The 23,643-nt window shown below is 73.2% G+C and carries 27 protein-coding genes, 2 tRNA genes and 1 other RNA gene; 19 read left to right on the forward strand and 11 right to left on the reverse strand.

Annotated elements, in window-relative coordinates:
- Window positions 1–148: 148 nt before the first annotated feature.
- From purD to ffs, 3 genes are all read right to left on the reverse strand, one after another.
- On the reverse strand, window positions 149–1,426 hold the full coding sequence (gene purD, locus ACZ3IG_RS16435) for a phosphoribosylamine--glycine ligase (RefSeq protein ID WP_467432563.1): 1,278 nt from the start codon (window positions 1,424–1,426) through the stop codon (window positions 149–151).
- Window positions 1,427–1,599: 173 nt separating this feature from the next.
- The gene (locus tag ACZ3IG_RS16440; RefSeq protein ID WP_467432565.1) at window positions 1,600–4,053 is read right to left on the reverse strand and encodes a DNA polymerase III subunit gamma and tau; all 2,454 of its coding nucleotides are present in this window, start codon (window positions 4,051–4,053) and stop codon (window positions 1,600–1,602) included.
- Window positions 4,054–4,133: 80 nt separating this feature from the next.
- An RNA gene (gene ffs / locus ACZ3IG_RS16445) (signal recognition particle sRNA small type) lies at window positions 4,134–4,228 on the reverse strand.
- Between the two features lie 73 nt (window positions 4,229–4,301).
- Between ffs and ACZ3IG_RS16450 the strand changes: the two genes are divergently transcribed.
- Window positions 4,302–4,389, forward strand: a tRNA-Ser gene (locus ACZ3IG_RS16450).
- A 207-nt stretch (window positions 4,390–4,596) separates the two neighbouring features.
- On the opposite strand, the gene ACZ3IG_RS16455 is transcribed toward ACZ3IG_RS16450, so the two are convergent.
- From ACZ3IG_RS16455 to ACZ3IG_RS16470, 4 genes are all read right to left on the reverse strand, one after another.
- Window positions 4,597–6,306, reverse strand: coding sequence for a copper resistance CopC/CopD family protein (locus ACZ3IG_RS16455; RefSeq protein WP_467433130.1), 1,710 nt, complete (start codon window positions 6,304–6,306; stop codon window positions 4,597–4,599).
- A gap of 153 nt (window positions 6,307–6,459) precedes the next feature.
- Entirely contained in the window at window positions 6,460–7,224 is a 765-nt protein-coding gene (locus ACZ3IG_RS16460) for an SDR family NAD(P)-dependent oxidoreductase (RefSeq protein ID WP_467432567.1), read from the reverse strand.
- On the reverse strand, window positions 7,221–7,712 hold the full coding sequence (locus tag ACZ3IG_RS16465) for a cupin domain-containing protein (protein ID WP_467432569.1): 492 nt from the start codon (window positions 7,710–7,712) through the stop codon (window positions 7,221–7,223). Before ACZ3IG_RS16465 ends, ACZ3IG_RS16460 begins: the two co-directional genes overlap by 4 nt.
- Window positions 7,713–7,733: 21 nt before the next feature.
- Window positions 7,734–7,922 (reverse strand): hypothetical protein, encoded by a 189-nt coding sequence (locus ACZ3IG_RS16470; protein ID WP_467432571.1) that lies wholly within the window; start codon window positions 7,920–7,922, stop codon window positions 7,734–7,736.
- Window positions 7,923–7,928: 6 nt separating this feature from the next.
- On the opposite strand from ACZ3IG_RS16470, the gene ACZ3IG_RS16475 reads away from it, so the two are divergent.
- From ACZ3IG_RS16475 to ACZ3IG_RS16495, 5 genes are all read left to right on the forward strand, one after another.
- On the forward strand, window positions 7,929–8,516 hold the full coding sequence (locus ACZ3IG_RS16475; protein WP_467432573.1) for an HhH-GPD-type base excision DNA repair protein: 588 nt from the start codon (window positions 7,929–7,931) through the stop codon (window positions 8,514–8,516).
- Between the two features lie 199 nt (window positions 8,517–8,715).
- The gene (locus ACZ3IG_RS16480) at window positions 8,716–9,135 is read left to right on the forward strand and encodes a hypothetical protein (RefSeq protein ID WP_467432576.1); all 420 of its coding nucleotides are present in this window, start codon (window positions 8,716–8,718) and stop codon (window positions 9,133–9,135) included.
- Between the two features lie 79 nt (window positions 9,136–9,214).
- Window positions 9,215–9,343 carry a hypothetical protein gene (locus ACZ3IG_RS16485; protein WP_467432578.1) on the forward strand — a complete coding sequence of 43 codons (129 nt, stop codon included), beginning with the start codon at window positions 9,215–9,217 and terminating at the stop codon, window positions 9,341–9,343.
- Window positions 9,344–9,519: 176 nt separating this feature from the next.
- Window positions 9,520–9,816, forward strand: coding sequence for a type II toxin-antitoxin system VapB family antitoxin (locus tag ACZ3IG_RS16490; RefSeq protein ID WP_003999914.1), 297 nt, complete (start codon window positions 9,520–9,522; stop codon window positions 9,814–9,816).
- A gap of 181 nt (window positions 9,817–9,997) precedes the next feature.
- Entirely contained in the window at window positions 9,998–10,624 is a 627-nt protein-coding gene (locus ACZ3IG_RS16495; RefSeq protein ID WP_467433132.1) for a LytR C-terminal domain-containing protein, read from the forward strand.
- Window positions 10,625–10,643: 19 nt separating this feature from the next.
- Here the strand turns inward: ACZ3IG_RS16495 and upp are convergent, their stop codons facing one another.
- The gene (upp, locus tag ACZ3IG_RS16500) at window positions 10,644–11,279 is read right to left on the reverse strand and encodes a uracil phosphoribosyltransferase (protein WP_467432579.1); all 636 of its coding nucleotides are present in this window, start codon (window positions 11,277–11,279) and stop codon (window positions 10,644–10,646) included.
- A gap of 154 nt (window positions 11,280–11,433) precedes the next feature.
- Here upp and ACZ3IG_RS16505 point away from each other — a divergent pair, with 154 nt between their 5' ends.
- The 8 genes from ACZ3IG_RS16505 to ACZ3IG_RS16540 all read left to right on the forward strand — a co-directional run bounded on the left by ACZ3IG_RS16505 (window position 11,434) and on the right by ACZ3IG_RS16540 (window position 16,244).
- Window positions 11,434–11,808, forward strand: coding sequence for a hypothetical protein (locus ACZ3IG_RS16505; protein WP_467432580.1), 375 nt, complete (start codon window positions 11,434–11,436; stop codon window positions 11,806–11,808).
- Window positions 11,809–12,168: 360 nt separating this feature from the next.
- Window positions 12,169–12,702, forward strand: a complete 534-nt coding sequence (locus ACZ3IG_RS16510) for a tRNA adenosine deaminase-associated protein (RefSeq protein WP_467433133.1) — start codon at window positions 12,169–12,171, stop codon at window positions 12,700–12,702.
- 59 nt (window positions 12,703–12,761) lie between these two features.
- Entirely contained in the window at window positions 12,762–13,193 is a 432-nt protein-coding gene (tadA, locus tag ACZ3IG_RS16515) for a tRNA adenosine(34) deaminase TadA (protein ID WP_467433134.1), read from the forward strand.
- A 77-nt stretch (window positions 13,194–13,270) separates the two neighbouring features.
- Window positions 13,271–13,355 (forward strand) — tRNA-Ser (locus tag ACZ3IG_RS16520).
- Between the two features lie 108 nt (window positions 13,356–13,463).
- Entirely contained in the window at window positions 13,464–13,640 is a 177-nt protein-coding gene (locus ACZ3IG_RS16525; RefSeq protein ID WP_215174105.1) for a hypothetical protein, read from the forward strand.
- Window positions 13,641–13,658: 18 nt separating this feature from the next.
- Window positions 13,659–13,952, forward strand: coding sequence for a Dabb family protein (locus ACZ3IG_RS16530; RefSeq protein ID WP_467432582.1), 294 nt, complete (start codon window positions 13,659–13,661; stop codon window positions 13,950–13,952).
- A gap of 202 nt (window positions 13,953–14,154) precedes the next feature.
- Window positions 14,155–15,063, forward strand: a complete 909-nt coding sequence (locus ACZ3IG_RS16535) for an RNA polymerase sigma factor SigF (protein ID WP_467432583.1) — start codon at window positions 14,155–14,157, stop codon at window positions 15,061–15,063.
- 269 nt (window positions 15,064–15,332) lie between these two features.
- Window positions 15,333–16,244, forward strand: coding sequence for an RNA polymerase sigma factor SigF (locus ACZ3IG_RS16540; protein ID WP_215174096.1), 912 nt, complete (start codon window positions 15,333–15,335; stop codon window positions 16,242–16,244).
- 172 nt (window positions 16,245–16,416) lie between these two features.
- On the opposite strand, the gene ACZ3IG_RS16545 is transcribed toward ACZ3IG_RS16540, so the two are convergent.
- The gene (locus ACZ3IG_RS16545; protein ID WP_215174094.1) at window positions 16,417–16,617 is read right to left on the reverse strand and encodes a hypothetical protein; all 201 of its coding nucleotides are present in this window, start codon (window positions 16,615–16,617) and stop codon (window positions 16,417–16,419) included.
- Window positions 16,618–16,986: 369 nt separating this feature from the next.
- Here ACZ3IG_RS16545 and ACZ3IG_RS16550 point away from each other — a divergent pair, with 369 nt between their 5' ends.
- The 3 genes from ACZ3IG_RS16550 (at window position 16,987) to ACZ3IG_RS16560 (ending at window position 20,984) form a co-directional block, all read left to right on the forward strand.
- The gene (locus tag ACZ3IG_RS16550; protein ID WP_467432586.1) at window positions 16,987–17,490 is read left to right on the forward strand and encodes a MarR family winged helix-turn-helix transcriptional regulator; all 504 of its coding nucleotides are present in this window, start codon (window positions 16,987–16,989) and stop codon (window positions 17,488–17,490) included.
- 85 nt (window positions 17,491–17,575) lie between these two features.
- Window positions 17,576–20,044 carry an MFS transporter gene (locus ACZ3IG_RS16555; RefSeq protein ID WP_467432587.1) on the forward strand — a complete coding sequence of 823 codons (2,469 nt, stop codon included), beginning with the start codon at window positions 17,576–17,578 and terminating at the stop codon, window positions 20,042–20,044.
- Between the two features lie 118 nt (window positions 20,045–20,162).
- A complete protein-coding gene (locus ACZ3IG_RS16560; protein ID WP_467432590.1) occupies window positions 20,163–20,984 on the forward strand; it encodes a YceI family protein in 822 nt (273 codons plus the stop codon).
- Here the strand turns inward: ACZ3IG_RS16560 and ACZ3IG_RS16565 are convergent.
- A complete protein-coding gene (locus ACZ3IG_RS16565; protein WP_467432591.1) occupies window positions 20,967–21,671 on the reverse strand; it encodes a GAF and ANTAR domain-containing protein in 705 nt (234 codons plus the stop codon). The two genes, ACZ3IG_RS16560 and ACZ3IG_RS16565, sit on opposite strands and share 18 nt — an antisense overlap.
- 108 nt (window positions 21,672–21,779) lie before the next feature.
- Window positions 21,780–22,526, reverse strand: a complete 747-nt coding sequence (locus ACZ3IG_RS16570) for a GAF and ANTAR domain-containing protein (protein WP_467432592.1) — start codon at window positions 22,524–22,526, stop codon at window positions 21,780–21,782.
- Between the two features lie 224 nt (window positions 22,527–22,750).
- Here ACZ3IG_RS16570 and ACZ3IG_RS16575 point away from each other — a divergent pair, with 224 nt between their 5' ends.
- Complete coding sequence (locus ACZ3IG_RS16575; protein WP_467432594.1) at window positions 22,751–23,122, forward strand: STAS domain-containing protein; 372 nt, start codon at window positions 22,751–22,753, stop codon at window positions 23,120–23,122.
- Between the two features lie 22 nt (window positions 23,123–23,144).
- The gene (locus ACZ3IG_RS16580; RefSeq protein WP_467432595.1) at window positions 23,145–23,615 is read left to right on the forward strand and encodes a PPOX class F420-dependent oxidoreductase; all 471 of its coding nucleotides are present in this window, start codon (window positions 23,145–23,147) and stop codon (window positions 23,613–23,615) included.
- The last annotated feature ends 28 nt before the right edge of the window (window positions 23,616–23,643 follow it).

Here is a 23,643-nt window from a genome sequence, read left to right on the forward strand (position 1 = left end):
AGTTGGGGGCTCGGGGCTCGTCAGCCGTATGGGGCATCGGTCACTCGATGGAATGGCTTTGGGGAGAGGTGAGTGACGGACGGCAAGCGTCAGGCCCCGGTTCCTGGAGAACCGGGGCCTGCGGGATCTGTGACCGTGCGGTGCCGTATTACACCTCGGCCGCCGCCTCGGCAGCCGCCTTCGCCGCGATGTCCGTGCGGTGCTGGGAGCCGTCGAGGCCGATGCGGGCGACGGCCCGGTAGGCACGGTCGCGGGCCTCGGTGAGGTCCGCGCCGGTGGCCGTGACGGACAGGACGCGTCCGCCCGCGCTGACGACGGCGTCGCCCTCGCGCTTGGTGCCGGCGTGCAGCACGTACGCGTGCGGGGCGTCCCCGGCGGGGTGCTCGGCCGCGACCTCGTCGAGCCCGGTGATCGGGTCGCCGGTGCGCGGGGTGCCGGGGTAGTTGTGCGAGGCGATGACGACGGTGACCGCGGCGTCGTCGCTCCAGCGCAGCGGCTCCAGGTCGGCGAGGTTGCCGGTGGCGGCGGCCATCAGCAGCCCGGCGAGCGGGGTGCGCAGGCGGGCCAGTACGACCTGGGTCTCGGGGTCGCCGAAGCGGGCGTTGAACTCGATCACGCGGATCCCGCGGGAGGTGATCGCGAGTCCGGCGTAGAGGAGACCCGAGAAGGGGGTGCCGCGGCGGCGCAGTTCGTCGACGGTCGGCTGGAGGACGGTGTGCACGACCTCGTCCACGAGCTTCGGGTCGGCCCACGGCAGCGGGGAGTACGCGCCCATGCCGCCGGTGTTGGGGCCCTCGTCGCCGTCGAGCGCGCGCTTGAAGTCCTGGGCGGGCTGGAGCGGGCGGACGTTGTCCCCGTCGGTGATGGCGAAGAGGGAGACCTCGGGGCCGTCGAGGAACTCCTCGATGACGACGCGATCGCACGCGCGCGCGTGGGCCCGGGCGGCTTCGAGGTCGTCGGTGACGACGACGCCCTTGCCGGCGGCGAGACCGTCGTCCTTGACGACGTACGGCGCGCCGAAGGCGGCGAGGGCCGCGTCGGCCTCCTCCGGGGTGGTGCAGACGTAGGAGCGGGCCGTGGGCACGCCCGCCGCCGCCATCACGTCCTTGGCGAACGCCTTGGAACCCTCCAGCTGCGCCGCCTCCTTGGAGGGGCCGAAGACCGGGATGCCGGCCTCGCGCACGGCGTCGGCGACCCCGGCGACCAGGGGGGCCTCCGGGCCGACCACGACCAGCTCGGCGCCGAGCCGCGTGGCGAGCGCGGTCACCGCCGCGCCGTCGAGCGCGTCGACCTGGTGCAGCTCGGCGACCTCGGCGATGCCTGCGTTGCCGGGGGCGCAGTGCAGCGCGGTGACGTCGGGGTCGAGGGACAGGGAACGGCACAGGGCGTGTTCGCGGGCACCGCTGCCGATGACGAGGACCTTCACGGGGTCAGCCTAACGGGAGCGGACGGGCGTGGTTTGTGCGGGCCGCCGAGCGGGTGGGCGCCGGCGGTTCGTCGGATCCTCCGAGAGCGCGCGCTCACGCGCACGGGATTCCCGGGCGGCGGACACCACTGAACGCCACTGAACGCCACTGAACCCCCTGACACCGTGGGCGCTCACTCGTTGGCGATCTCCTCCACGACCGTCGCGCCCAGTTCCCGGACGAGCAGTTCCTTGCCGGAGAGGGCGGACTCGTCGAGGTCGGGGTCGTCGTCCTCGGGGATGTCGTCCTCGATGGAGACGGGCGGCGGCTCGGGAGCCGGTGGCCTCGGCGGCTGTGGCGCGGGGCCGGACGACAGCGAAGCGGACGCGGACGCGGGCCCCGAGGACGCCGGGGGCGGCGTGGGGGCGGAGGGCGCGGGTGCCGCGGGTGAGGGTGCCGCCGGGGCGCCACCGCCGTAGCCGCCGCCGCTGCCACCCCCGTAACCGCCGCCTCCGCCGTACCCGCCGGAGGGGCCGCCGCCGGAGGGGCTCGCCGGGGGCGGGGGTGCGGAGCCGCCGGACGGGTCGACGACCGCGTCGATCTTCCACTGGACGTTGAACTGCTCGCTCAGGGCCTGCCGCAGTACGTCCTCGCTGCCACTGCTGACGAAGTTGTCCCGGGCACCGGCGTTGACGAAGCCGAGCCGGAGGGACGTGCCGTCGAAGCCGGTGACCTGGGCGTTCTGGCTGAGCAGGATCCAGGTGAACCGACGGCGGTTCTTCACCGCCTCCAGGATGTTCGGCCAGAGGGTACGGGGGTCGAGGCCACCGGGCGCGGTGAAAGCGCCGCCCGGAGCGGCCTGGCCAGGGGCGGGGGCGGGGGCAGGGCTCGGGGCGCTGCCGTCGGGGCGGGCGGGGCCGCCCGCCGGAGCAGGCGCCGACGGGGCAGCAGGCTGCCCGGCGCCCCCCGCCGGTGTCGCCGTCGGCCAGCCACCCGGCCGCCGACCGCCTCCCGCGGGGGTCGCGGTGGGCCAGGCGCCGGGCGCGGAGGGCTGGGCGGGAGCAACGGGAGCAGCGGGCGCGGCCGGAGCGGCAGCGGGAGCCGGGGCGGGGGCGGGGGCGGGAGCAGCCGTAGCGGCAGCGGCCCCGTCACCAGACCCACCGGACCCACCGAACCCACCGAACCCACCAGATCCACTGGACGCACCGGACGGACCGAAACCACCCCCCTGCCCCTCCGCCGCCGAGGGCACCGGCGCAGGCGCGGGCCCGCGCTGGACGACAGGGCCGCCGCCTGCGTCGCCACCCCCGGGCCCGCCCATGCCCGCGCCCTGCCCCGCAGGCCCCCGCACCGCGGCCCGGGCCGCGGCGGCACCGCCGCCCGGCGGCACCGGAGCGACCGGCGGCGCGGCCGCGGCGCCGGCGTGGGCGTGGGCGTCGGGCCCCGGCACGTACCCGGCGGCCGGCAGCCCCGCCCCCGACGAGAAGTTCACGCCACGCTCGATACGGTCCAGCCGGGCCATCACCGACCGCTCGTCGCCGTAAGCCGCCGGCAGCAGCACGCGCGCGCAGATCAACTCCAGCTGCAGCCGCGGCGAGGTGGCGCCCCGCATCTCGGTGAGCCCCTCGTTGACGAGGTCGGCGGCGCGGCTCAGCTCGGCGGCGCCGAAGGACCGCGCCTGGGCCTGCATACGCTCCACGACGTCGGCCGGAGCATCGATGAGCCCCTTCTCGGCGGCGTCCGGAACGGCGGCGAGGATCACCAGATCCCGCAGCCGCTCCAGCAGGTCGGCCACGAACCGCCGCGGATCATTGCCCCCTTCGATGACCCGGTCCACGACCTCGAAGGCCGCCGCCCCCTCCCCCGAGGCGAACGCCTCGACGACGGAGTCGAGCAGCGAGCCGTCGGTGTAGCCGAGCAGGGCGGTCGCCATGGCATACGTCACACCGTCCGCACCGGCCCCGGCCAGCAGTTGGTCCATGACGGACATGGAGTCACGCACCGACCCCGCACCGGCCCGCACGACGAGCGGCAGCACACCGTCCTCGACCGGGATGTCTTCCTTCCCGCACACCTCACCGAGGTACTCCCGCAGCGTGCCGGGCGGAACCAGCCGGAAGGGATAGTGATGGGTCCGCGACCTGATCGTCCCGATGACCTTCTCGGGCTCGGTGGTCGCGAAGATGAACTTGAGGTGCTCCGGCGGCTCCTCGACGACCTTGAGCAGCGCGTTGAAGCCGGCCGACGTGACCATGTGGGCCTCGTCGATGATGTAGATCTTGTACCGGCTGCCGGCGGGCCCGAAGAACGCCTTCTCCCGCAGGTCACGCGCGTCGTCCACGCCACCGTGCGAAGCGGCGTCGATCTCGATGACGTCGATCGAACCCGGCCCGTTCCTCGCCAGGTCACGGCACGACTGGCACTCACCGCACGGCGTGGGCGTCGGCCCCTGCTCGCAGTTCAGACACCGCGCCAGGATGCGGGCACTGGTCGTCTTGCCGCAGCCGCGCGGACCGCTGAACAGGTACGCGTGATTGACCCGGTTGTTCCGCAGCGCCTGCTGCAGCGGGTCGGTGACATGCTCCTGCCCGATGACCTCCGCGAAGGTCTCGGGGCGGTAGCGGCGGTAGAGCGCGAGAGACGACACGCATACGAGGTTATAGGCGACGACTGACAACCGGCCCGACGCGAAGATCCCTCCGGACGCCCCGCGAAAAACCCGGGAACGCAGACGCCCCCCACGCACCCGCCAGAGCCGACCTACCCTTGCTGCCTTCCGGCCCTGGGGGAGTTCAGTCAGATAGCGCCGCGTGAGGGGCTGCGCCCAGCCTACCTGATCGCCGACCCCCGGAACGAGTTCGCGAGCACCCTCCGACGTCATGTAATGTCTCCAGCGGAGGATTCGCCTAGAGGCCTAGGGCGCACGCTTGGAAAGCGTGTTGGGGGCAACCCCTCACGAGTTCGAATCTCGTATCCTCCGCCAGTGCCTCACCGGGCACGATGTCGAAGGGCCCCACCGTTCGCGGCGGGGCCCTTCGACGTTGTCCGTCTCAGATGTCGTCCGTCTCAGATGTGACCTCGCGCACCATCGGTCAGTTCACCGGGAGTTGACGGCAGAGGACGTACGCGTCCGCCGCCATCACGGTCTCGAAGACCTCCCGGCCCGCTTCGCGCAGAGCGGATACGACGACTACGGCGTGACCCGCGCCCGTCCCGTCCCCGTCGTCTGGTCGACCTCCGACACCCGCACCGTCGCCCGCACCGTCCAGGTGCCGGGGAGGGGGAGGGTGACGGAGTTGGTGCTCCAGTAGCCGCCCCGGTCGGTCAGCCGGGCGTCGATCGGGCCGATGTCCCGGGCGGGGAGGGAGAAGGAGAGGCGCAGTTCGGGTACGGCGGTCAGGCCGCCGTCGGGGCCGAAGACCACGGCCTGCACCGCGTTGTCGCCGCTGCGGGCGGGGTCCAGGGTGATCTGTACGGTTCCCCGGCCGCCCGGGGTGCCGATGTCGAAGGGGATCGTGGTGACGGACGCGGGCTGCGGCGCCCCCACTGGCACGGCGCGGGCCGCCTCGGCCTCGGCGCGGCCCGGCGCGGTGCCGGTGAGCACGGTGGTGATCAGCAGTACCCCGGCCGCGACCACCGTCTCGACGAGCACGGAGCGGCGCAGCAGAGACAGAGACGGAGACGGAGACGGAGACGGAGGTAGAGCCTCGGGTGCGGAGGTGAGCCTCGCCGTCCACCGCCTCGACACCCCCGCCGCCGCCACCAGCACCATCACCGCGGCCCCTTTGGCCAGCAGCAGCCTGCCGTACGGCGTGCCCGTGAGCGCCGTCCAGGAACCGAGGCCGCGCCAGGACTGGTAGACGCCGGTGGCGGTCAGGACGCCCACCGAGGTCAGGGCCAGCCAGGAGAACCGGGTGACGACGGCGGCCGGGAGGGTCGGGCCCCCCGGGGTACGGCGCAGCAGGGTGAGCAGGGCCGCGAGGCCGCCCAGCCAGCAGGCCGTCGCCAGCAGGTGCAGCACGGCCGACGCGAGCGCCGCCGGGACCTGGACGCCGGCCGCGGCGTGCTCGGCGCCGGCCCAGGTCAGGGCGAGTACGACGGCCAGCGCCGCGCCCGCGGCCCGCACACCGCGCCCGGTCCCGCCGCCGGGACGCGGCAGCCGGGCCGCCAGCAACGCGACCGCCCCGAGCAGCACCAGCCGGGCCAGCAGCAGCGCCCCCGGCCGGGTGGTCAGGGTGTCGCGGAGTACGCCGGGGTCGACGGCGGCGGCCGGGCCGGTGCCCGCCTCGTAGGGGCCCCGCAGCATCAGCAGAGCGACGGTGGCCGCCAGCAGGGTCCACCACCCCGTCACCGCCGGCGGACGCAGCCGCCCGGGGTCCGGCGGACGGCACACCGCGACGAACGCCGCCGTGCCGACGAGCAGGGCACCGGCGAGGTAGGCGAGGTAGCGGGCGGTGCCGTGCAGGGCGCCGGTGAGCGGGTCCTCGGCCGGGCCGGGGTCCACCGGGGTTGCCGTGCTGGAGGGGGCGCCCACGGAGAAGGTGAACGCGCCGGATACCGGGTGGCTGTCGGCGGACACCACCCGCCAGGCGACCGTGTACGTGCCCTTGCCCAGCCGGTCGGTGCCCGGCAGGGAGACGCGGACGGTGCCCGGCCGGCCGCCGGCGCTCTCCGCCTCCCCGGTGTGGACGCGGTGCCCGTCGGGGCCGAGGACGCGGAACGAGTCGTCGCGCAGGCCGACGGACTCGCTGAACGTCAGGGTGAGATGGCGGGGTGCGCGGGGGAGGACGGTGCCGTCGGCGGGGTCGGTGGCGGTGAGGGCGGCGTGGGCGGACGCCGGTCCGGCGCCGAAGAGGAAGAGGAGGAAGAGGAAGAGGAAGAGGAAGAACAGGACCAGCACGCGTGCCGAGCGGCACCAACCCCTGAAGTCGACGACGTCCCTCAGCTCCAAGGCGTCCACCACTCCGCACGTCTCCACCCCGTCTTGTGACTCACCGGCTCGGGGATACGTACGGACGTGAGGGACCGGCTGCTCACCGAGCCGCGGGCCGGCTCACCAGGACGGGCGTGCCGACACCCCGCCGTCCACCACCAGGTCGTGCCCGGTGACGAAGGAGGCCAGCCGGGAGGCGAGGAACACGCACGCGTCGCCGACGTCCTCCGGGCGCCCGAGCCGGCCGGCCGGTACCGCGTCGAGCCAGCGCCGTACGCCCTCGGGCCAGGACTCGGCCAGGCCCTCCCGGTCGGTCAGGCCGGGGGAGACGGTGTTGACGCGGACGCCCCACGGGCCGTACTCCTGGGCCGCCGCGCGGGCGTGCGCCACGACCGCCGCCTTGGCGGCGCCGTAGTGGGCGTGCCCGGGGGCGGGGGCGCGCGCCTCGATCGAGGCGATGTGGGTGACGGTGCCGCCGGTGCCGGTGCGGCGCATCACCTCCGCCGCCGCCTGGGTGCAGGCGAAGACGCTGGTCAGGTCGGTGTCCACCACCGTCCGCCACTCGGTGGCCGTCATCCCGGGCAGTTCCCGCACCGGCTGTACGGCCGCGTTGTTGACGAGCGCGTCCAGCCGTCCGCCGCCCCAGTCGGCGGCCTCCTCGACCAGCCGGCGGCAGGCGTCCGCGTCGGTGAGGTCGGCCCGCAGCACGACGGCCCGGCCGCCGCGTCCGCGCACCAGGTCCGCGACCGCACCGGCCGCCGCCGCCGACGTACGGCAGTGCACCGCGACCGCCGCGCCCTCCTCGGCCAGGCGCAGGGCGATGCCCCGGCCGATGCCGCCACCGGCGCCGGTGACCAGGGCGGTCTGTCCGTGGAGGAGGCTCATGGGCGGCACAGTCCCGCGATCCGGGGCGCCTCGGCGGGGTAACGCGCCGTCAGTTCCGCCCGGTCGCCGTGCTCGTAGTCCGCGTAGGTGAAGCCGGGCGCCATCGTGCAGCCGAAGAGGGTCCACGCGCCGCCCGCCGCGACCCGGCCGCCCATCCAGGTGCCGGCCGGGACGGTGAGCTGGACGTGCTGGCCGCCCAGGACGTCCGGTCCCAGGACCGCCGTACGGGCGGTGCCGTCGGGGGCGAGGAGGAGCAGGTCGAGGGGGTCGCCGAGGTAGTGGTGCCAGATCTCGTCGGTGGGCAGGCGGTGCAGGGCGGAGAAGTCGTCCGGGCGGGCGGTCAGCAGCGCGACGATCGCGGTGCCCGCCGGGCGGCCGTCGGGACGTTCGGGCCCGGCCCAGGTGCGCCGGAACAGGCCGCCCTCGCGCGGGATCGGCTCCAGCCCGTAGTGGGCGACGAGGTCCTCGGGGGTCGGCGGACTGCTCATCCCGGCAGCGTACGCGGACGGTCAGGCGTCACCCCGCCCGACGGGCCGGTCGAGGGCGGCGGCGGTCTCCTCGACGGCGGCGCGCGGCGCGGCCGTACGGTCGGCGCCGTACAGCCTCGCCCGTCCTCGGCCGTCGTGGCGGTACCGCACGCCCGCCCCGGCGAGCGGACCGCGGCCGGGCGCGCGTCCCGGGGCCCGACGCGCGATCATCGGGACATGGACGTCACCCTTCACCTCGCCCAGGACCCGGAGGCCGACGCGCTGCTCGGCCGCAGTCCGCTCGCCGCGCTGGTCGGGATGCTGCTGGACCAGCAGATCCCGATGGAGTGGGCGTTCAAGGGCCCCGCCACCATCGCCCGCCGGATGGGCGCGGACGATCTGGACGCGCGGGACATCGCCGCGTACGACCCGGAGCGGTTCGCCGCCCTGCTCGCCGAGAAGCCGGCCGTGCACCGCTACCCGGGGTCGATGGCGGGCCGCGTCCAGCAGCTGTGCCGGTATCTCGTCGAGCACTACGACGGCGCCGCCGACGGTGTCTGGCGGGACGCCGAGAACGGCCGTGAGCTGCTCAAACGCCTCCAGGACCTGCCCGGCTTCGGCAAGCAGAAGGCACAGATCTTCCTCGCCCTGCTCGGCAAGCAGCTCGGCGTCCGCCCGGACGGCTGGCGCGAGGCGGCCGGCCCCTACGGCGAGCCGTCCGCCTTCCGCTCGGTCGCCGACATCACCGGCCCGGAGTCCCTGGCCAAGGTCCGCGCCCACAAGCAGGAGATGAAGGCGGCGGCGAAGGCGGCCAAGGGGAAGTAGCAGCCAAAGGGAAGCAGAGCACCGCCTCCCGGCAGCGCACCGCCCGGCAGCGGACCGCTCGCCCCGCCCGGCGCCCGAGTGGACCACTCCGGCGTGCGCATCCGGCCCGCCCGTCCCCAGCATGAGGCATGGCCGAGTCACCGAGCGGCTCCCGTACGACGTCACGCGACGTCACGCGCCCGGCGGGGACACCCCTGACGTGAGCCCCGTACCGCACGCCGCCACCGCCACCGTTGCCGCGCGCCGGAGCGCTTGGGCGCGGGCACTGGTGCTGCTGCTCGCCCTGCTCGTCCCCGGCACGCACGCGCAGGCGCAGGCGCAGGCACTGGCACTGCCACCCACGGCGGTGACCGGCGACATCGGCGGCCCCAGTGGTTCCGGTGGCCCCGGTGGTTCCGGTGGTTCCGGTGGCGGTACGGCGGCGGAGTACGACCTCCTCGACACCGCCCTGCGGACCCCGGCCCGCGTCACCCGCCGCCCTGCCGCGCCCCGGCACCCCGCACCGCTCCTCTCTTCCCTCCCGCGCCCACCGCGTCCGCTCACCGCCCGCCACCCCGCGCGCCCATCCCCGCCCCCGCCCCTCCCGCGCTCCACGCGCTCCGTCGTCCTGCGCTGCTGACCGGACCGCCCGGCCGGCCCCTCCCGCCGGCCCCGCGACCGACCAGCATCCCTGCCGCACGGACCGAGGAAGACGCCCCATGCTCAAGGACCCGTACGCCGTCCTGCGCGCCCTGCTGCGCGCGGAGGCCAGCCGACGCACCCCCAAGCCCGTACCGGCCGCCCCCGAGGAACGGCGCCGCCCCGCACCGCACCGGGAACGCGGCTGACCGCACGGGCGGCAGCACCCACGGCAGGGGGAGAGGGAGGGCCGCCGGGCCTCCCTCTCCCCCGCCCGACCGTTGCCCTGTTTCTCCCCTTACCCTCCCTTTGATCCGTCTTTTTCGACCCCTGCACTCCGCCTCCATGGCTGCGCCCGGAACGTCTGGGCCGGTAGGCTTTCCGTGTGATCTTCAAGCGCATCGGAAACGGCCGGCCGTACCCCGACCACGGCCGGGAGAGCACCCGGCAGTGGGCGGACGTCGCACCGCGCCCGGTCCGCCTCGATCAGCTCGTGACGACCAAGGGCCAGCTCGACCTGGAGACCCTGCTCGCCGAGGACTCCACCTTCTACGGCGACCTCTTCGCGCACGTCGTGAAGTGGCAGGGCGACCTTTACCTGGAGGACGGCCTGCACCGCGCGGTCCGCGCCGCGCTCCAGCAGCGCCAGGTGCTGCACGCCCGCGTTCTCGAACTCGACTGACGCGCGCCCGGCGGGCACCCGCCGGACACCTGACCGCCCCTCGGCCGACACCCCGGCACGCGGCGCCTGGCCCGTTCGGGTTGCATTCGGATATCGCCCCGCGCTGTCGAATGATCATCTAGTAGGTATTGCCGCCGAGTCGCACTACGCTGCGTGCATGAGCATGCTGACTCCCCCCGGCATGGGCGGCAAGTACCGGATCACGGGTGACAAATACCCGCGGATGCGGCCTTCCCGGCGGCGCGGCAGGCTCACTTTCCTCGGCGTCGCCTGCGTCGCCGTCCTCGGTCTGTTCGGCTGGGGCGTCTGGCAGCTCGTCGGCGTCTTCACCGGCAGCGACGAGGCGTCGGCCGCCGCGGGCGCCAGGCCGGGCCGCTGCACCCCGGCCGACTCCGCCAGGACGCACACCTCCCCCTCCCCCGCGGCCGTACCGAAGCCGGGGACGGTCACCGTCAACGTCCTCAACGCCACGACCCGCAGCGGCCTCGCCAAGAAGACCGCCGACGAGCTGAAGAAGCGCGGCTTCCGGATCGGGGACGTCGGCAACGCGCCCGCGGCGTACGACAAGAAGGTCGACGGTACGGGGGTGCTGCTCGGCCCCGCCGCGGCCCTGAAGAGCACCCTGCCCGTGCTCGGCACCCAGCTCCCGGCCGCCGAGCGCCGCACCGACCCGGCCCGCAAGGGCGCCGCGGTCGACCTCATCATCGGCGACGGGTTCAAGGGGCTGGCGAAGAAGGCGGCGGCCGACACCGCGCTGGCCGCGCTGAGCGCGCCGCAGCCCTCCCCGAGTGCCGGGAAGGGCTGCTGAGAGAAGCGGGGCGCGGCGGTTACTCGGCCGCGCCGTACATCCGGTCGCCCGCGTCGCCGAGGCCCGGCACGATGTAGCCGTGCTCGTTGAGGCGCTCGTCGACCGAGGCCGTCACGACCGTCACCGGGGTGCCGGCCAGTTCGCGCTCCATGACCTCGACGCCCTCGGGGGCGGCCAGCAGCACCACGGCGGTCACGTCGTCGGCGCCGCGCCGGATCAGCTCCTGGATCGCCGCGACCAGGGTGCCGCCGGTGGCCAGCATCGGGTCCAGCACGTACACCTGACGGCCGGAGAGGTCGTCCGGCATGCGGGTGGCGTAGGTGGAGGCCTGGAGCGTCTCCTCGTTGCGCACCATGCCCAGGAAGCCCACCTCGGCGGTCGGCAGCAGCCGGACCATGCCGTCGAGCATGCCGAGCCCGGCCCGCAGGATCGGCACCACCAGCGGGCGCGGGTAGGAGAGCTTGACGCCGGTGGTCTGCTCGACCGGCGTCTGGATGTCGACCTGTTCGGTCCGCACGTCGCGGGTGGCCTCGTAGGCGAGCAGGGTGACCAGCTCGTCGGCGAGACGGCGGAAGGTGGCGGAGTCGGTGCGGCGGTCGCGCAGCGTGGTGAGCTTGTGGGCGACCAAGGGGTGGTCGACGACGTGGAGACGCATGTCCCCCACAGTAACCGGGGCCCGCGCCCCCGGCGTCCCCGCGCCCGGCAACCGCCCCGACCGGGACCTTCACCCGCTGGCGGACACTCCCCGGTCCGCGTCGAACCGTCCGTACGGGGGAAGAGGGAGGAGACGGACGCGGGGTGGTGAGACTGTGCCTGACCGGAAATTCCACGACACGCCGTCCCGGGGTGAGGAACCACGGGCGGAGCAAGGCCGGGCCGAGCAGGACCGGGCGGAGCAGGACCGGGCGGAGCAAGGAGGGGCGGAGCAAGGCCGGGACCGGACTGCGCAGGGCCGGACGGAGCAGAGCCGTACGGAACGAGGCGGAGCGGAACGAGGCGGAGCGGAAGGGGGCCGGGCGGAAGGGGGCCGGGCGGAGCAATCGGACGCCGAGCGGCGGCGGCGCCGGGAGCGGTTCCTGCGCGAGCTGCGCGAGGCCCGGGAGCTGCGGGACCGGGTGCAGCCGCGCCGGGCCCGGACCGCCCGGCTGCGGCGGGCGATGCGCATGCGCACGTTCCGCTGGTAGGCCCGCCCGCGCGCCGGAAAGTACGCGCGGCGCGGGGAAGATCGGGCGCCGCGCCGGTGTTGCTCCCGTGCGGGTGTGCGCGGGAGCAACGGAAAAGCCGCGTACGATCCGCACGTGGCGGCGACGACTGTGCTGTTGGGCCCCTCGTGACGCGGTTCCGGCGTGCTTGCGGACGGGACCGTGCCGCGGACGGACCCACGATCAGAACGGCCGGACACAGGGAGCCGAAGACGTCCCCTGACGGCCATGTTTCTGCCACGATTCCGAGTGGGTGGGGCTCGGAGCCCGCTCCTGGCCCGCCCGAGACCTCCGCCGGGGGGACCCCCAACCGGCACGCCTATGACCAGTGGGAGAGTCACGGTGTACTTCGCCGCACTGCTCGCGCGCACCGAAGACGGGTGGGAAGCGAGCGACACGGAGCTCGACGATGTGGAGACCCTGGCGGATCTGGCCGACCTGGCCCGGGAAGCCTCTCCCGACGAGGACACCGTCCTCGTCCTGATCGAGCAGGAGGGCGGGTGGTTCGGTGTCGTCCGCGTGGACGGCGAGGAGGACCCCCGCATCTACGTATCGGACGCCGCCGCCGCTGCCCGCAGCAGCTACGGCGAGATCCTGCTCACCGATGAACTGCTCGGCAGGGATCCCGGTGCCGACGGCCCCGACCTGGACGCCCTCGACCTCGACGGCACGGAGGACGGTGAGCCCGGCGACGACGGACCCGACGCCGCCGCGGACACCTCGTCCGCCGACGTGCCGCACGGGCCGGTGGGCGACCCCGGGGTCCTGGACGACCTCGGGGTGAGCGAGAAGGAGTTGCGCGCGATGACCGAGGACGCGCTCATGGAGATCGCCGAGTCGCTGGGCGCCTCGGAGGTACTGGAGACCGTCCGCTGACCGCACCGCACCTTCCGCAGCCGGCCCCGGACCCGGTGCGCGACCCCTGGCGGGCCCCGATGCGGCTCGCCCTGGACGAGGCGCGCCGGGCCGCGCTGGGCGGCGACGTCCCCGTGGGCGCCGTCGTGCTGTCCCCGGACGGCACCTCGGTGCTCGCGGCCGGGCACAACGAGCGTGAGGCCGGCGGCGATCCGACCGCGCACGCCGAGGTCCTGGCGATCCGGCGGGCCGCCGAACGCCTCGGCGCCTGGCGGCTGACCGGCTGCACCCTCGTCGTCACGCTGGAGCCCTGCACGATGTGCGCGGGCGCCCTCGTGCAGTCCCGGGTGGACCGGGTGGTCTACGGCGCCCGCGACGAGAAGGCGGGCGCGGCCGGCTCCCTGTGGGACGTCGTGCGCGACCGCCGGCTCAACCACCGGCCCGAGGTGATCGAGGGCGTCCTGGCCGAGGAGTGCGCCGGGCTGCTCACCGACTTCTTCCGCCACCGCTGAGGGCCGGGCGCCGGGCCGGGCACCGGCCCTGGATACCGATTTCAAAGCACGCCCCACCGTGCGGTAGGGTCTCCCTCGGTAGCGTGTCCGAGCGGCCGAAGGAGCTCGCCTCGAAAGCGAGTGTGGCGCAAGTCACCGAGGGTTCAAATCCCTCCGCTACCGCTTCTTCGCAAGGGCCCCGTCGAAAGACGGGGCCCTTCGTGCGATCATGAGCAGCGCTCGGGACAGCCGAGGCGTCCGGCAGGGGCGTCAGCGACAGGGGAGGCCGCGGTGGCGGTGAACGCGAAGAAGATCGCCGTCTATGTGGTCGTGGTCTTCGTGCTGTACCTGATCATCACGGACCCCGCCAAGGCGGCGGACTACGTCCAGATAGGGTTCGAGGGCATTTCCGACGCCGCCAAGGCCATCGGCGACTTCATGTCCTGGGTCGCCCACGGTGGACAGTAAGGACAACGGAGGACGGCGATGATCCGGCACCTGGTCCTGTTCAAGCTGAACGAGGGCGTCGAGCGCGACGATCCGCGCGTGGTCAAGGGCGTCGAGCTGTTCCGTGCCCTCGGCGACCAGATCGACGAACTCCGCTTCTGGGAGTGCGCCTGGAACATCAGCGACCGCCCCATCGCCTACGACTTCGCCATCAACTCGGCCGTGGACGACACCGACGCCCTCAGGCGCTACCTGGAGCACCCGGCGCACCAGACGGGCGTCGCCCTGTGGCGCGAGTTCGCCACCTGGGTGATGGCCGACTACGAGTTCTAGGGCCTGCCCGACGGCACGTCCGGCCCCGCACCTCTCCGGTGCGGGGCCGATCCGCGTCGTACGGGCCGTTCGGCCACCGTTCAACGCTCAACACGGCTTTATGCGGTGCTTGCACACAGTGCACATGTCTTGTGATGCTATGACCGCTTTTGACGGATGAGTCGACGGATGCGTTTGAACAGATCACGAGGTGGAGTTGACCGTGCCGGCCAGTACTGCGCCTCAAGCACCGCCGCAGGGACCCCAGGACGCCGCCGACACCCCCGCGCCGGAAACGGCCCCGGCCCCCGCGCCGGAACCCACCCCGGAGAACGCTCCCGCCCCTGCCCCCGCCCCCCAGCGCAGCAGCCGGGGCGCCGACACCCGGGCGCTGACCCAGGTGCTCTTCGCCGAGCTGAAGAACCTGACGCCGGGCACGCCGGAGCACACCCGCGTACGCGCGGCGCTCATCGAGGCCAACCTCCCGCTCGTGCGCTACGCCGCCGCCCGCTTCCGCTCCCGCAACGAGCCGATGGAGGACGTGGTCCAGGTCGGCACGATCGGACTCATCAACGCCATCGACCGCTTCGACCCGGACCGGGGCGTGCAGTTCCCGACGTTCGCGATGCCGACCGTCGTCGGCGAGATCAAGCGGTACTTCCGCGACAACGTCCGCACCGTCCACGTACCGCGCCGGCTGCACGAGCTGTGGGTCCAGGTGAACAGCGCCACCGAGGACCTCACCACCGCCTTCGGGCGCTCCCCGACGACGGCGGAGATCGCCGAACGGCTGCGCATCACCGAGGAGGAAGTGCTCTCCTGCATCGAGGCGGGGCGCTCGTACCACGCCACCTCGCTGGAGGCCGCCCAGGAGGGCGACGGACTGCCGGGACTCCTCGACCGCCTCGGCTACGAGGACCCCGCCCTCGACGGCGTCGAGCACCGCGACCTCGTCCGCCACCTCCTCGTCCAGCTGCCCGAGCGGGAGCAGCGCATCCTGCTGCTGCGGTACTACAGCAATCTGACCCAGTCGCAGATCAGCGCGGAACTCGGCGTCTCCCAGATGCACGTCTCACGGCTACTGGCGCGTAGCTTCCAGCGTTTGAGGTCCGCGAACCGGATCGACGCGTAATCGCACGTACGATCGGGCTCTAACCAGGGAGAGCGAATCGCTCACCAGGGCCTTTGTGGGTGATTCAGGGTCGAAAGACCGTCAGACCCCCTGTTTCCAGGGGGTTTTCGCGTCTCGGATGTCGACATGTCACTACAGCGTGTTGCCGACATGTGACATTCTGCGTGAGACGCGTTTGCCGGGGCTTCGGCTCCGGTATTCAGGTGAGGGCTGCGCTCCTGAAGTGGGAGCGCGACGCCACGACCGTCCCGCGACCCAAAGGGGGTGGCATGTCCGCAGACCAGGGCAGCTCGAAGGTGCTCGCGCTCGCCGAGAGCGAGACCGCGCCCGACGCGCTCGACGCGCTGGGCTCCATCGATGAGACCTCTGCGCTCGACGCAGTGCCGGCCCAGCCTCTTCCGGCTCTCCCGGTGACGGAGGCCATCGACACCCGCACCCTGTCCCGCTCCCTGTTCCTGCGGCTCGCCGCCCTCGACGAGGACAGCCCGGAGCGCGCCTACGTCCGGGACACGCTGATCGAGCTGAACCTCCCGCTCGTGCGGTACGCCGCCGCGCGGTTCCGCTCCCGCAACGAGCCGATGGAGGACATCGTCCAGGTCGGCACCATCGGCCTGATCAAGGCGATCGACCGGTTCGACTGCGAACGGGGCGTGGAGTTCCCGACGTTCGCGATGCCGACCGTCGTCGGCGAGATCAAGCGGTTCTTCCGGGACACCTCGTGGTCGGTGCGCGTCCCGCGCCGCCTCCAGGAGCTGCGCCTGGCGCTGACCAAGGCCTCCGACGAGCTGTCCCAGAAGCTGGACCGCTCGCCCACGGTCACCGAGCTGGCCGCCGTCCTCGGGGTGTCCGAGGAGGACGTCGTCGACGGCCTCGCGGTCGGCAACGCGTACACGGCGTCCTCGCTGGACTCCCCGGCCCCCGAGGACGACGGCGGCGAGGGCTCGCTGGCGGACCGCCTGGGCTACGAGGACACGGCGCTGGAGGGTGTGGAGTACCGCGAGTCCCTCAAGCCGCTGCTGGCCAAGCTGCCGCCCCGGGAGCGACGGATCATCATGCTCCGCTTCTTCGCCAACATGACCCAGTCGCAGATCGGCGAGGAGGTCGGCATCTCCCAGATGCACGTCTCGCGGCTGCTGACCCGCACCCTGTCCCAGCTCCGCGAGGGCCTCATCTCCGACTGAGCGATCCCTTCCGGGGGACGGCGGACAAGACGGCCGGGGCGACGCCCCACCGCGCACCCTGCTGCGCCGCCCCGCCGTCACGTCCCGTCCGGGCACCTCGCCGAACGTCGAGCGCCGCCCCCCGTGAAGACGGTGGAGCGGCGCCTGAGCCGAACGGGAACGCGGCGGCGGGTTACTTCAGTGCGAGCCAGGCCACGGCCGCGACGACCACGACGGCCACCACGACGCCGATGATCAGTCCGACGCGGGGGCCGGACGAGCCGGCGGCCGCCGTCTGCCGGGTACCCGGGCCCTCCTCGTCGACGAACGCGCGGAACATCTGGGTGCTGCCAGCGGGGTCGTAATTGCCCTGGGGGCCCTGGGTGTTAGCCATGGGCCGAGACATTAGCGAATCCGGCGGAAGGTCCCAAGCGCGGGTCCGCCGGGCGGATCACCGCGGGACCACCACAGGGCCGCCACGGGACCACCGCCCACCGGACCCGCCTGCCGGCCACCGGCCGGATCCCCCCTCCCCCCGGTCACACGCCGATCACCGGCCGGCCACCACCCGAGCACGGCTCGGCCACCGCTCGGCCACCACCCGGCCACCGCCCCCTGCCGCCCCCCCCCCAGCCGTCACCTGCGCGTTTACGATCGCAATACTTGCCTTTGCCAACCTTTTAGTGCCCTCTTACCTTCTTTATTTGCCTTCAGCAACCAACAGCTCCTATGGTTGCCCTAAGCAACAAATCAGGAGGTGCAGATGGCCGAGAAGGCGCAGTACGAGGAGCTGATCCGCCAGTTCAGCGCCTTCGGCGCCGTGAAACGGGAGCTGGGCCGCATCCTGCCGGCCGACTGCCCCGGAGGCTCCGCCGCCGTACTGACGTTGCTCGGCCGCCACGGCGACATGCGCATGAGCAAGCTCGCGGAGCTGCTCGCCGTGGACATGTCGGTGACCAGCCGCCATGTCGCCCACATCGCCGATCGGGGTTGGATCGAACGGTCCCCCGACCCGGCCGACAAGCGCTCGCGCATCCTGCGTCTGACGCCCGAGGGCCAGTCGCAGCTCGACGAGCTGTCCGAACGGACCACACAGCTGCTCGCCCACCGACTGAGCGACTGGACCGACGACGAGGTCGGCCAGCTCGCGGGGCTCATGGCCCGGCTCAGGGCGAGTTTCGACGACTGCCGGTCGGCGGTACCGCCGCGGCCCGCCGCGCCGTCCGCGGCCGAGCAGTCCACCCGTACACCCGCGATCACCACGTAAGCAAAGGAAGTCCATGGCAACGACCACACCAGCCGGTGTGCGGGCTCATGCCAAGCACGGGGGAGGCTCCGCCGAAGGCGCTCCTATGACGCACCGGCAGATCATGGAGGCGCTGTCCGGGCTGCTGCTCGGCATGTTCGCCGCCATCCTGTCCTCGACCATCGTCACCAACGCCCTGCCCGAGATAATCGGTGACCTGGGCGGCGGCCAGAGCGCCTACACCTGGGTCGTCACGGCCTCACTGCTGGCGATGACCGCCTCCACCCCCCTGTGGGGCAAGCTCGCGGACCTGGTCAGCAAGAAGGCCCTGGTCCAGATAGCCCTGATCGTCTACGTCGTCGGCTCGATCGTCGCCGGTCTCTCGCAGAACCCGGCGATGCTGATCAGCGCCCGTGTCATCCAGGGTCTGGGCGCCGGCGGTCTGTCCGCCCTGGCGCAGATCATCATGGCCGCGATGATCTCCCCGCGTGAGCGCGGCCGTTACTCCGGCTACCTGGGCGCGACCTTCGCCGTCGCCACCGTCGGCGGTCCGCTGCTCGGCGGTGTCATCACCGACACCAGCTGGCTCGGCTGGCGCTACTGTCTCTACGTCGGTGTGCCCTTCGCGCTCATCGCGCTGTTCGTCCTGCAGAAGACGCTGAACCTGCCGGTCATCAAGCGCAAGGTCAAGGTCGACTGGGCCGGCGCCTTCTTCATCACCGCCGCCGTCTGCCTGCTGCTCATCTGGGTCACCTTCGCCGACGACAAGTACGACTGGATGTCGTGGCAGACCGGCGTCATGGTCGGCGGCTCGATCGTGCTGACGCTGATCTTCTGCCTGGTCGAGACCAAGGCCAGCGAGCCGATCATCCCGCTGCGCCTGTTCAGGAACCGCACCATCACGCTGGCGTCGATCGCCTCGCTGTTCGTCGGTATCGCGATGTTCGCGGGCACCGTCTACTTCAGCCAGTACTTCCAGCTGGCCCGGGACAAGTCCCCGACCATGTCGGGCGTCATGACCATCCCGATGATCGGCGGCCTGTTCGTCTCCTCCACCGTCTCCGGTCAGATCATCACCAAGACCGGCAAGTGGAAGGGCTGGCTGCTGGCCGGCGGCGTGCTGCTGACGGCGGGCCTGGGTCTGCTGGGCGGCATGCGGTACGACACCCCGTACTGGCACATCGCGATCTACATGGCGCTGATGGGTCTCGGCGTCGGCATGATGATGCAGAACCTCGTGCTCTGCACCCAGAACCAGGTGGCCCCGAACGACCTGGGCGCCGCGTCCTCCACCGTGACCTTCTTCCGGTCCCTCGGCGGTGCGGTCGGCGTCTCCGTGCTCGGCTCGATCATGTCCACCCGGATCAGCCACTACGCCTCCGACACCATCGGACAGCTCAGCCCGCAGGAGCAGGCCGCTGCCGCGAAGGCGGCCGGCGGCAGCTCGATCCCGGACATGGACCTGCTGCCCCCGGGCATCCGCGAATGGCTGGAGAGCGCCTACGGGCACGGCATCGCCGACATCTTCCTGATCGTCGCGCCGATCGCCTTCCTCGCCTTCCTCGTGACGCTGTTCATCAAGGAGGTCCCGCTGCGCACCTCCGGCGCCCTGGCCCAGGCCGCCGAGGCCGCCGCCGGGTCCTCCTCCCCGGCCGCCCCGGCCCCCGCCGAGGCCGCCGCCCCGGCCGCCGAGCCGGTGCCGGCCGGTGTGGCCGCCGCCTCGGTCTCCGAGCCCGGCGCGGCCCAGACCCAGCGGCTCGCCGCGGTCGCCACGGCGGCCACCGGCGCCGGTGACTCCCCGGCCCCCGTCTCCGGCGGTATCCCGGTCCGCGGCTTCGTCCGCGGTGCCGAGAGCGCGCCCGTGGCACAGGCCGCGGTCACGCTGATCTCGCTCGGCGGACGGCAGCTGGGCCGCTCGGTCGCGCAGGCCGACGGCTCCTACGGCGTGGACGCGCCGGGTGCCGGGTCCTACGTCCTGATCGCCTCCGCCGACGGCTACCAGCCGCAGGCGTCGACGATCGTGGTCAACGACGAGCCGGTCGCCTACGACGTCCTGCTCAGCGGCACCAGCGGCCTGACCGGCCTGGTCCGGGCCGCGGCGGACGGGCAGCCCGTCAAGGACGCCATGGTCATCGTGACCGATGTCCGCGGCGACCTGCTGGCCACGGCCACCACCGGCGAGGGCGGCGACTTCACCCTCGCCGAGCTGGTGCCGGGCACGGTGACCGTGGCGGTCAACGCCGCCGGGTTCCGGCCGCGCGCGCTGCCCGTCGAGGTCGGCGGCACCGGGGTCACCCGGGTCGAGGTCGACCTGGAGGCCGGCGCCCGCGTGCAGGGCACCGTCAAGGCGCCGCACGGCCCGCTGGCCGACGCCCGCGTCACGCTGGTCGACGCGGCCGGCAACGTGGTCGGCACCGCCACCACCGGTTCGGACGGGGCGTACGCCTTCACCGACCTGGACAGCGGCGAGTACACCGTCATCGCGACGGGCTACCCGCCGGTGGCGACGTCCCTGACCGTCAACGGTCAGGGCGCCGACGGCCACGACATCGAACTCGCCCACCCCGGCGAGTAGCGAGACCCCGGCCCGTGGTGGCGTGCGCGCTCTGAGCGGAGGTGCGCACGCCGCCGCGGGCCGGTTCTTTTTTGACCACTTACCAGCAGTTTCTACGCCTTTGCAGGGAGAAAACGGGATGGGACTGACCGCGAAGATCCGAACGCGGGACGGATGGGCCGTGTCGCACGCGGTCGTCACGGTGACCGACATGACCGGCGCGCAGGTGCTGCGTGCCGAGGCGGACGCCGAGGGGGCCGTACGGGACACCACCGAGCTGCGGCCGGGGGCGTACACCGTGATCGTCACGGCGGTCGGGTACGCGCCGGCCGCGTCCAGCGCGATCGTGACCGCCGGCGGCCGGGCCGAGGTCGGCACGGTGACGCTGGCCCGGCAGGGCGGCACCGAACTGCCGCCGCCGGGACCGTGGACCATCGACCCGGCGCACTCCAGCGTCGGCGCGGTCGCCCAGCACCTGGGCATCTCCAGCGTGCACGGCCGGTTCACGGAGTTCGGCGGGCTGGTGGAGATCGCCCCGGACGACGTCACCAAGTCACGGGTGGAGGCGGTCATCCGCGCCGCGTCCATCGACACCGGCAACGGCATGCGGGACACGCACCTGAAGTCGGCGGACTTCCTGGACGTCGAGCGGTTCCCGGACATCACCTTCCGCTCCACGGGCGTGACGGAGGCCGGCCGGGACCGCTGGACCGTCCACGGCGAGCTGGGCCTGCACGGCGTGGTCCGCCCGGTCGATCTGGACCTGTCCTACCTGGGCACCGGCGCCGACCCGTGGGGCGGCACCCGGGCGGCGTTCAAGGCCACCACGGAGCTGCGGCGCGAGGACTTCGCCATGAACTACAACCAGGTCCTCCAGGCCGGCATCGCCGCCATCGGCACCACGCTCCGGGTGGAGCTGGACATCCAGGCCGTCCAGGGCGACTCACTGCCGGCCGTCTGAGCGGCCCGCCCGGCCGACCCGGTCCACCAGGTCCTGGCACAGGTCCCGGAGCTTGACGTTGCGGTTCTGGGAGACGCGGCGCAGCCGGTCCAGCGCGGCCCGGGCGTCGACCCGCTCGCGGGACATCAGGATGCCGATCGCCTGGTCGATGACGCTGCGGGACAGCAGGGCGGTGCGCACGTCGGCGGCCGAGGAGCGCTGCCGTTCGATGCGCAGCGCCGCGTCGACCGCGCCGGCGGCCCGCTCCGCGAAGGCGTGGGCCGTCTCCCGTCCCCCGGCCAGCGAGCCCGGCTGGAGGCCGTAGAGGTTGAGGGCGGCCCCCGTCTCGCCCTCCAGGGCGAGCGGCAGCGCCAGCACACAGCGCACCCCGGTGGCGAGCGCGTACTCGGTGTACGTCGGCCAGCGGGTCTCGGCGGCCAGATCGGGGACGTAGCGCGGGCTCCCCGTCGCCGCGGCGTCCACGCAGGGGCCGGAACCGTTCTCGTACTGCCTCAGGTCCAGGCCGGGCGGCAGGCCCCGGCTGCCGGCCAGCGTCAGCAGCCGGTCGGCGCGGCGCACGGTGATGCTGCACGCCGCGGTGCCGGGCACCTCGCGCACCGCGCGGTCGGTCAGATCGCGCAGCAGGGTGTCGAGGCCCTGGCTGCGCACCAAGGCGTGGTCCAGCGTGTCGGGCGTCTCGGCGGTCATGACCGTACGGATATCCCGTCGCCGCCCGTTGACGCCTCGGCCCCGTACCCAGTCCCCCATACCCGGTCCCCCATACCTGGCCCCCCGTACCCGGCTCACCGGCCGGGCTCACCGCTCGCCGGGGCTCCGCGGTCCCGGCACGTCGTGGACGTCGACGATGCGGCGGGCGAGGTCGCGCAGCTTCACGTTCTCCCGCTGGGACGCCTTGACCAGGCTCTCGAAGGCACCGGCGGCGTCGGTCTCCATGCGCTCCATCAGGATGCCGGTGGCCTGGCCGATCAGGTCCCGGGTGCGCATCGCCTCGGTGAGCTGCTCGCGCTCGGTCGCCGAGTCCAGGGCCAGGCTGACGTGCGCGGTGAACAGCCGTCCGACGCGGGCGGCGTCGTCGTCGAAGGCGCGGGGGCGACTGGCGTAGGCCGTCAGCACGGTGAGGCTGCGCCGGTCGGCGCGGAGCCGCAGCGACAGCGCGGACCGCAGCCCGGAGTCGGACAGGGCGGTACCGGGCGCCTCCGCCAGGCTGTCCGCCAGCCGGGCCACGGGCACCGTCCACAGGCGGTCCAGGAGCGGGTGCGGTTCCCGGCCGCCGGGGCGGGACTCCGCGGTGCGTACGGCCTCGTCGGTCCAGGCGAGCACGCGGCGCTGGCTGCCGCGCTCGACCACGGAGATGCCCGCCTGCTCGGCTCCGGGTACCAGGGTCACCGCCAGTCTGACCGCGGTGCGCAGGGTGCCGCCCGGGGTGACGGTCGCGTGCAGCTCCCGAGCCGCCGCGGTCAGGACCTCGGCCAGCTCGAACCCAGCCGGAAAACGCGGCACATCGGTAAAATCGGGCGCAGTCACCACGAACCTCTTCGGCATGCACGGCCGTACGGCCGTGCGCAGGAGAGCTCCGCAGCACATTCCCGACTGCGAGCACAGGACGTACAGCACTCTAGCTGCTCGGTTGCGCGCCGGTGACGCCCGGCTGACGGTCCGACCGGCCGCCTTCCGCGCCCGGACCCCGGCATGGTGGAATGGGTGCCGGGTCAGGAAGCGGCCACCCCTTTCTCGGAAGCCGGACGAATGTCTGTCAGGTGAGCGACGTGACTTTCCTCCCCCCACCCGGTGCGCCGTACGAGCCGCCGGGCTGCGTCGTGCTCGCGCTGCCCGCCGAGATCGACCTCTGCAACGCCTCCGGGCTGCTCCCTCTCGTCCTCGAAGCGGCCGGCGCCCGCGACGAACCGCTGCGGCTGCTCGTCCTGGACCTGACCGGGACCGTCTTCATGGACTCCCAGGGCGTCCGGCTGCTCGACGAGGTACGCCACCGGCTGCCCGACGGGGTCCGGCTGCGACTGGTCGCCGACCCGCGGGGGGTGCCCAGCCGGGTCCTGGAACTCTCCGGACTGCGCCGGGACATACCGGTCCACGACAACCTCGTCGAGGCGTTGGGGAGGCAGAGCGGGGCCACGGCGTAGGTCGCGGCCTAGTCTTGCGGGCATGGCACCGAACATCGCGACGAACACCCGTGTCTCCCTGGACGAGCTGCTCGACTTCGTCCGTCCCCGCCACCGGGCGCTGCTGCTGACCCGGCGGGCCGACGGCGGCCCGCAGGCCTCGCCGCTGACCTGCGGGGTCGACGACTCGGGCCGGATCGTGGTCTCCACGTACCCGGAACGGGCCAAGACCCGCAACGCCCGGCGCGACCCCCGGGTGAGCCTGGTCGTGCTCAGCGACGACTGGAACGGTCCCTGGGTGCAGGTCGACGGCACCGCCGAGGTCATCGACAGCCCGGACTCCGTGGAGCCGCTCGTCGAGTACTACCGCAACATCGCGGGCGAGCACCCCGACTGGGACGAGTACCGGGCGGCCATGCTCAAGCAGGGCAAGTCGATCATCCGGGTCACACCGGAGAAGTGGGGGCCGGTCGCCACGGGCGGCTTCCCGGCGCGGCTGGTGGAGGAGGGCTGACGCCCTGCTCCGGTCCGCCGCGCCGGGG

The sequence above is a fragment of the Streptomyces sp. NPDC016677 genome (genome assembly GCF_055562815.1).

Excerpts from the sequence above, each read along its gene's own strand:
- ACZ3IG_RS16540 (WP_215174096.1), top strand. The coding sequence starts at position 15,333 with ATGTCCGCAGACCAGGGCAGCTCGAAGGTGCTCGCGCTCGCCGAGAGC.
- ACZ3IG_RS16530 (WP_467432582.1), top strand. The coding sequence starts at position 13,659 with ATGATCCGGCACCTGGTCCTGTTCAAGCTGAACGAGGGCGTCGAGCGC.
- ACZ3IG_RS16485 (WP_467432578.1), top strand. The coding sequence starts at position 9,215 with ATGCTCAAGGACCCGTACGCCGTCCTGCGCGCCCTGCTGCGCGCGGAG.
- ACZ3IG_RS16475 (WP_467432573.1), top strand. The coding sequence starts at position 7,929 with ATGGACGTCACCCTTCACCTCGCCCAGGACCCGGAGGCCGACGCGCTG.
- ACZ3IG_RS16495 (WP_467433132.1), top strand. The coding sequence starts at position 9,998 with ATGGGCGGCAAGTACCGGATCACGGGTGACAAATACCCGCGGATGCGG.
- ACZ3IG_RS16465 (WP_467432569.1), bottom strand. The coding sequence starts at position 7,712 with ATGAGCAGTCCGCCGACCCCCGAGGACCTCGTCGCCCACTACGGGCTG.
- ACZ3IG_RS16470 (WP_467432571.1), bottom strand. The coding sequence starts at position 7,922 with ATGATCGCGCGTCGGGCCCCGGGACGCGCGCCCGGCCGCGGTCCGCTC.
- upp (WP_467432579.1), bottom strand. The coding sequence starts at position 11,279 with ATGCGTCTCCACGTCGTCGACCACCCCTTGGTCGCCCACAAGCTCACC.
- ACZ3IG_RS16560 (WP_467432590.1), top strand. The coding sequence starts at position 20,163 with ATGGGACTGACCGCGAAGATCCGAACGCGGGACGGATGGGCCGTGTCG.
- ACZ3IG_RS16580 (WP_467432595.1), top strand. The coding sequence starts at position 23,145 with ATGGCACCGAACATCGCGACGAACACCCGTGTCTCCCTGGACGAGCTG.
- ACZ3IG_RS16460 (WP_467432567.1), bottom strand. The coding sequence starts at position 7,224 with ATGAGCCTCCTCCACGGACAGACCGCCCTGGTCACCGGCGCCGGTGGC.
- ACZ3IG_RS16570 (WP_467432592.1), bottom strand. The coding sequence starts at position 22,526 with ATGCCGAAGAGGTTCGTGGTGACTGCGCCCGATTTTACCGATGTGCCG.
- ACZ3IG_RS16555 (WP_467432587.1), top strand. The coding sequence starts at position 17,576 with ATGACGCACCGGCAGATCATGGAGGCGCTGTCCGGGCTGCTGCTCGGC.
- ACZ3IG_RS16550 (WP_467432586.1), top strand. The coding sequence starts at position 16,987 with ATGGCCGAGAAGGCGCAGTACGAGGAGCTGATCCGCCAGTTCAGCGCC.
- ACZ3IG_RS16565 (WP_467432591.1), bottom strand. The coding sequence starts at position 21,671 with ATGACCGCCGAGACGCCCGACACGCTGGACCACGCCTTGGTGCGCAGC.
- tadA (WP_467433134.1), top strand. The coding sequence starts at position 12,762 with ATGCGGCTCGCCCTGGACGAGGCGCGCCGGGCCGCGCTGGGCGGCGAC.
- ACZ3IG_RS16545 (WP_215174094.1), bottom strand. The coding sequence starts at position 16,617 with ATGGCTAACACCCAGGGCCCCCAGGGCAATTACGACCCCGCTGGCAGC.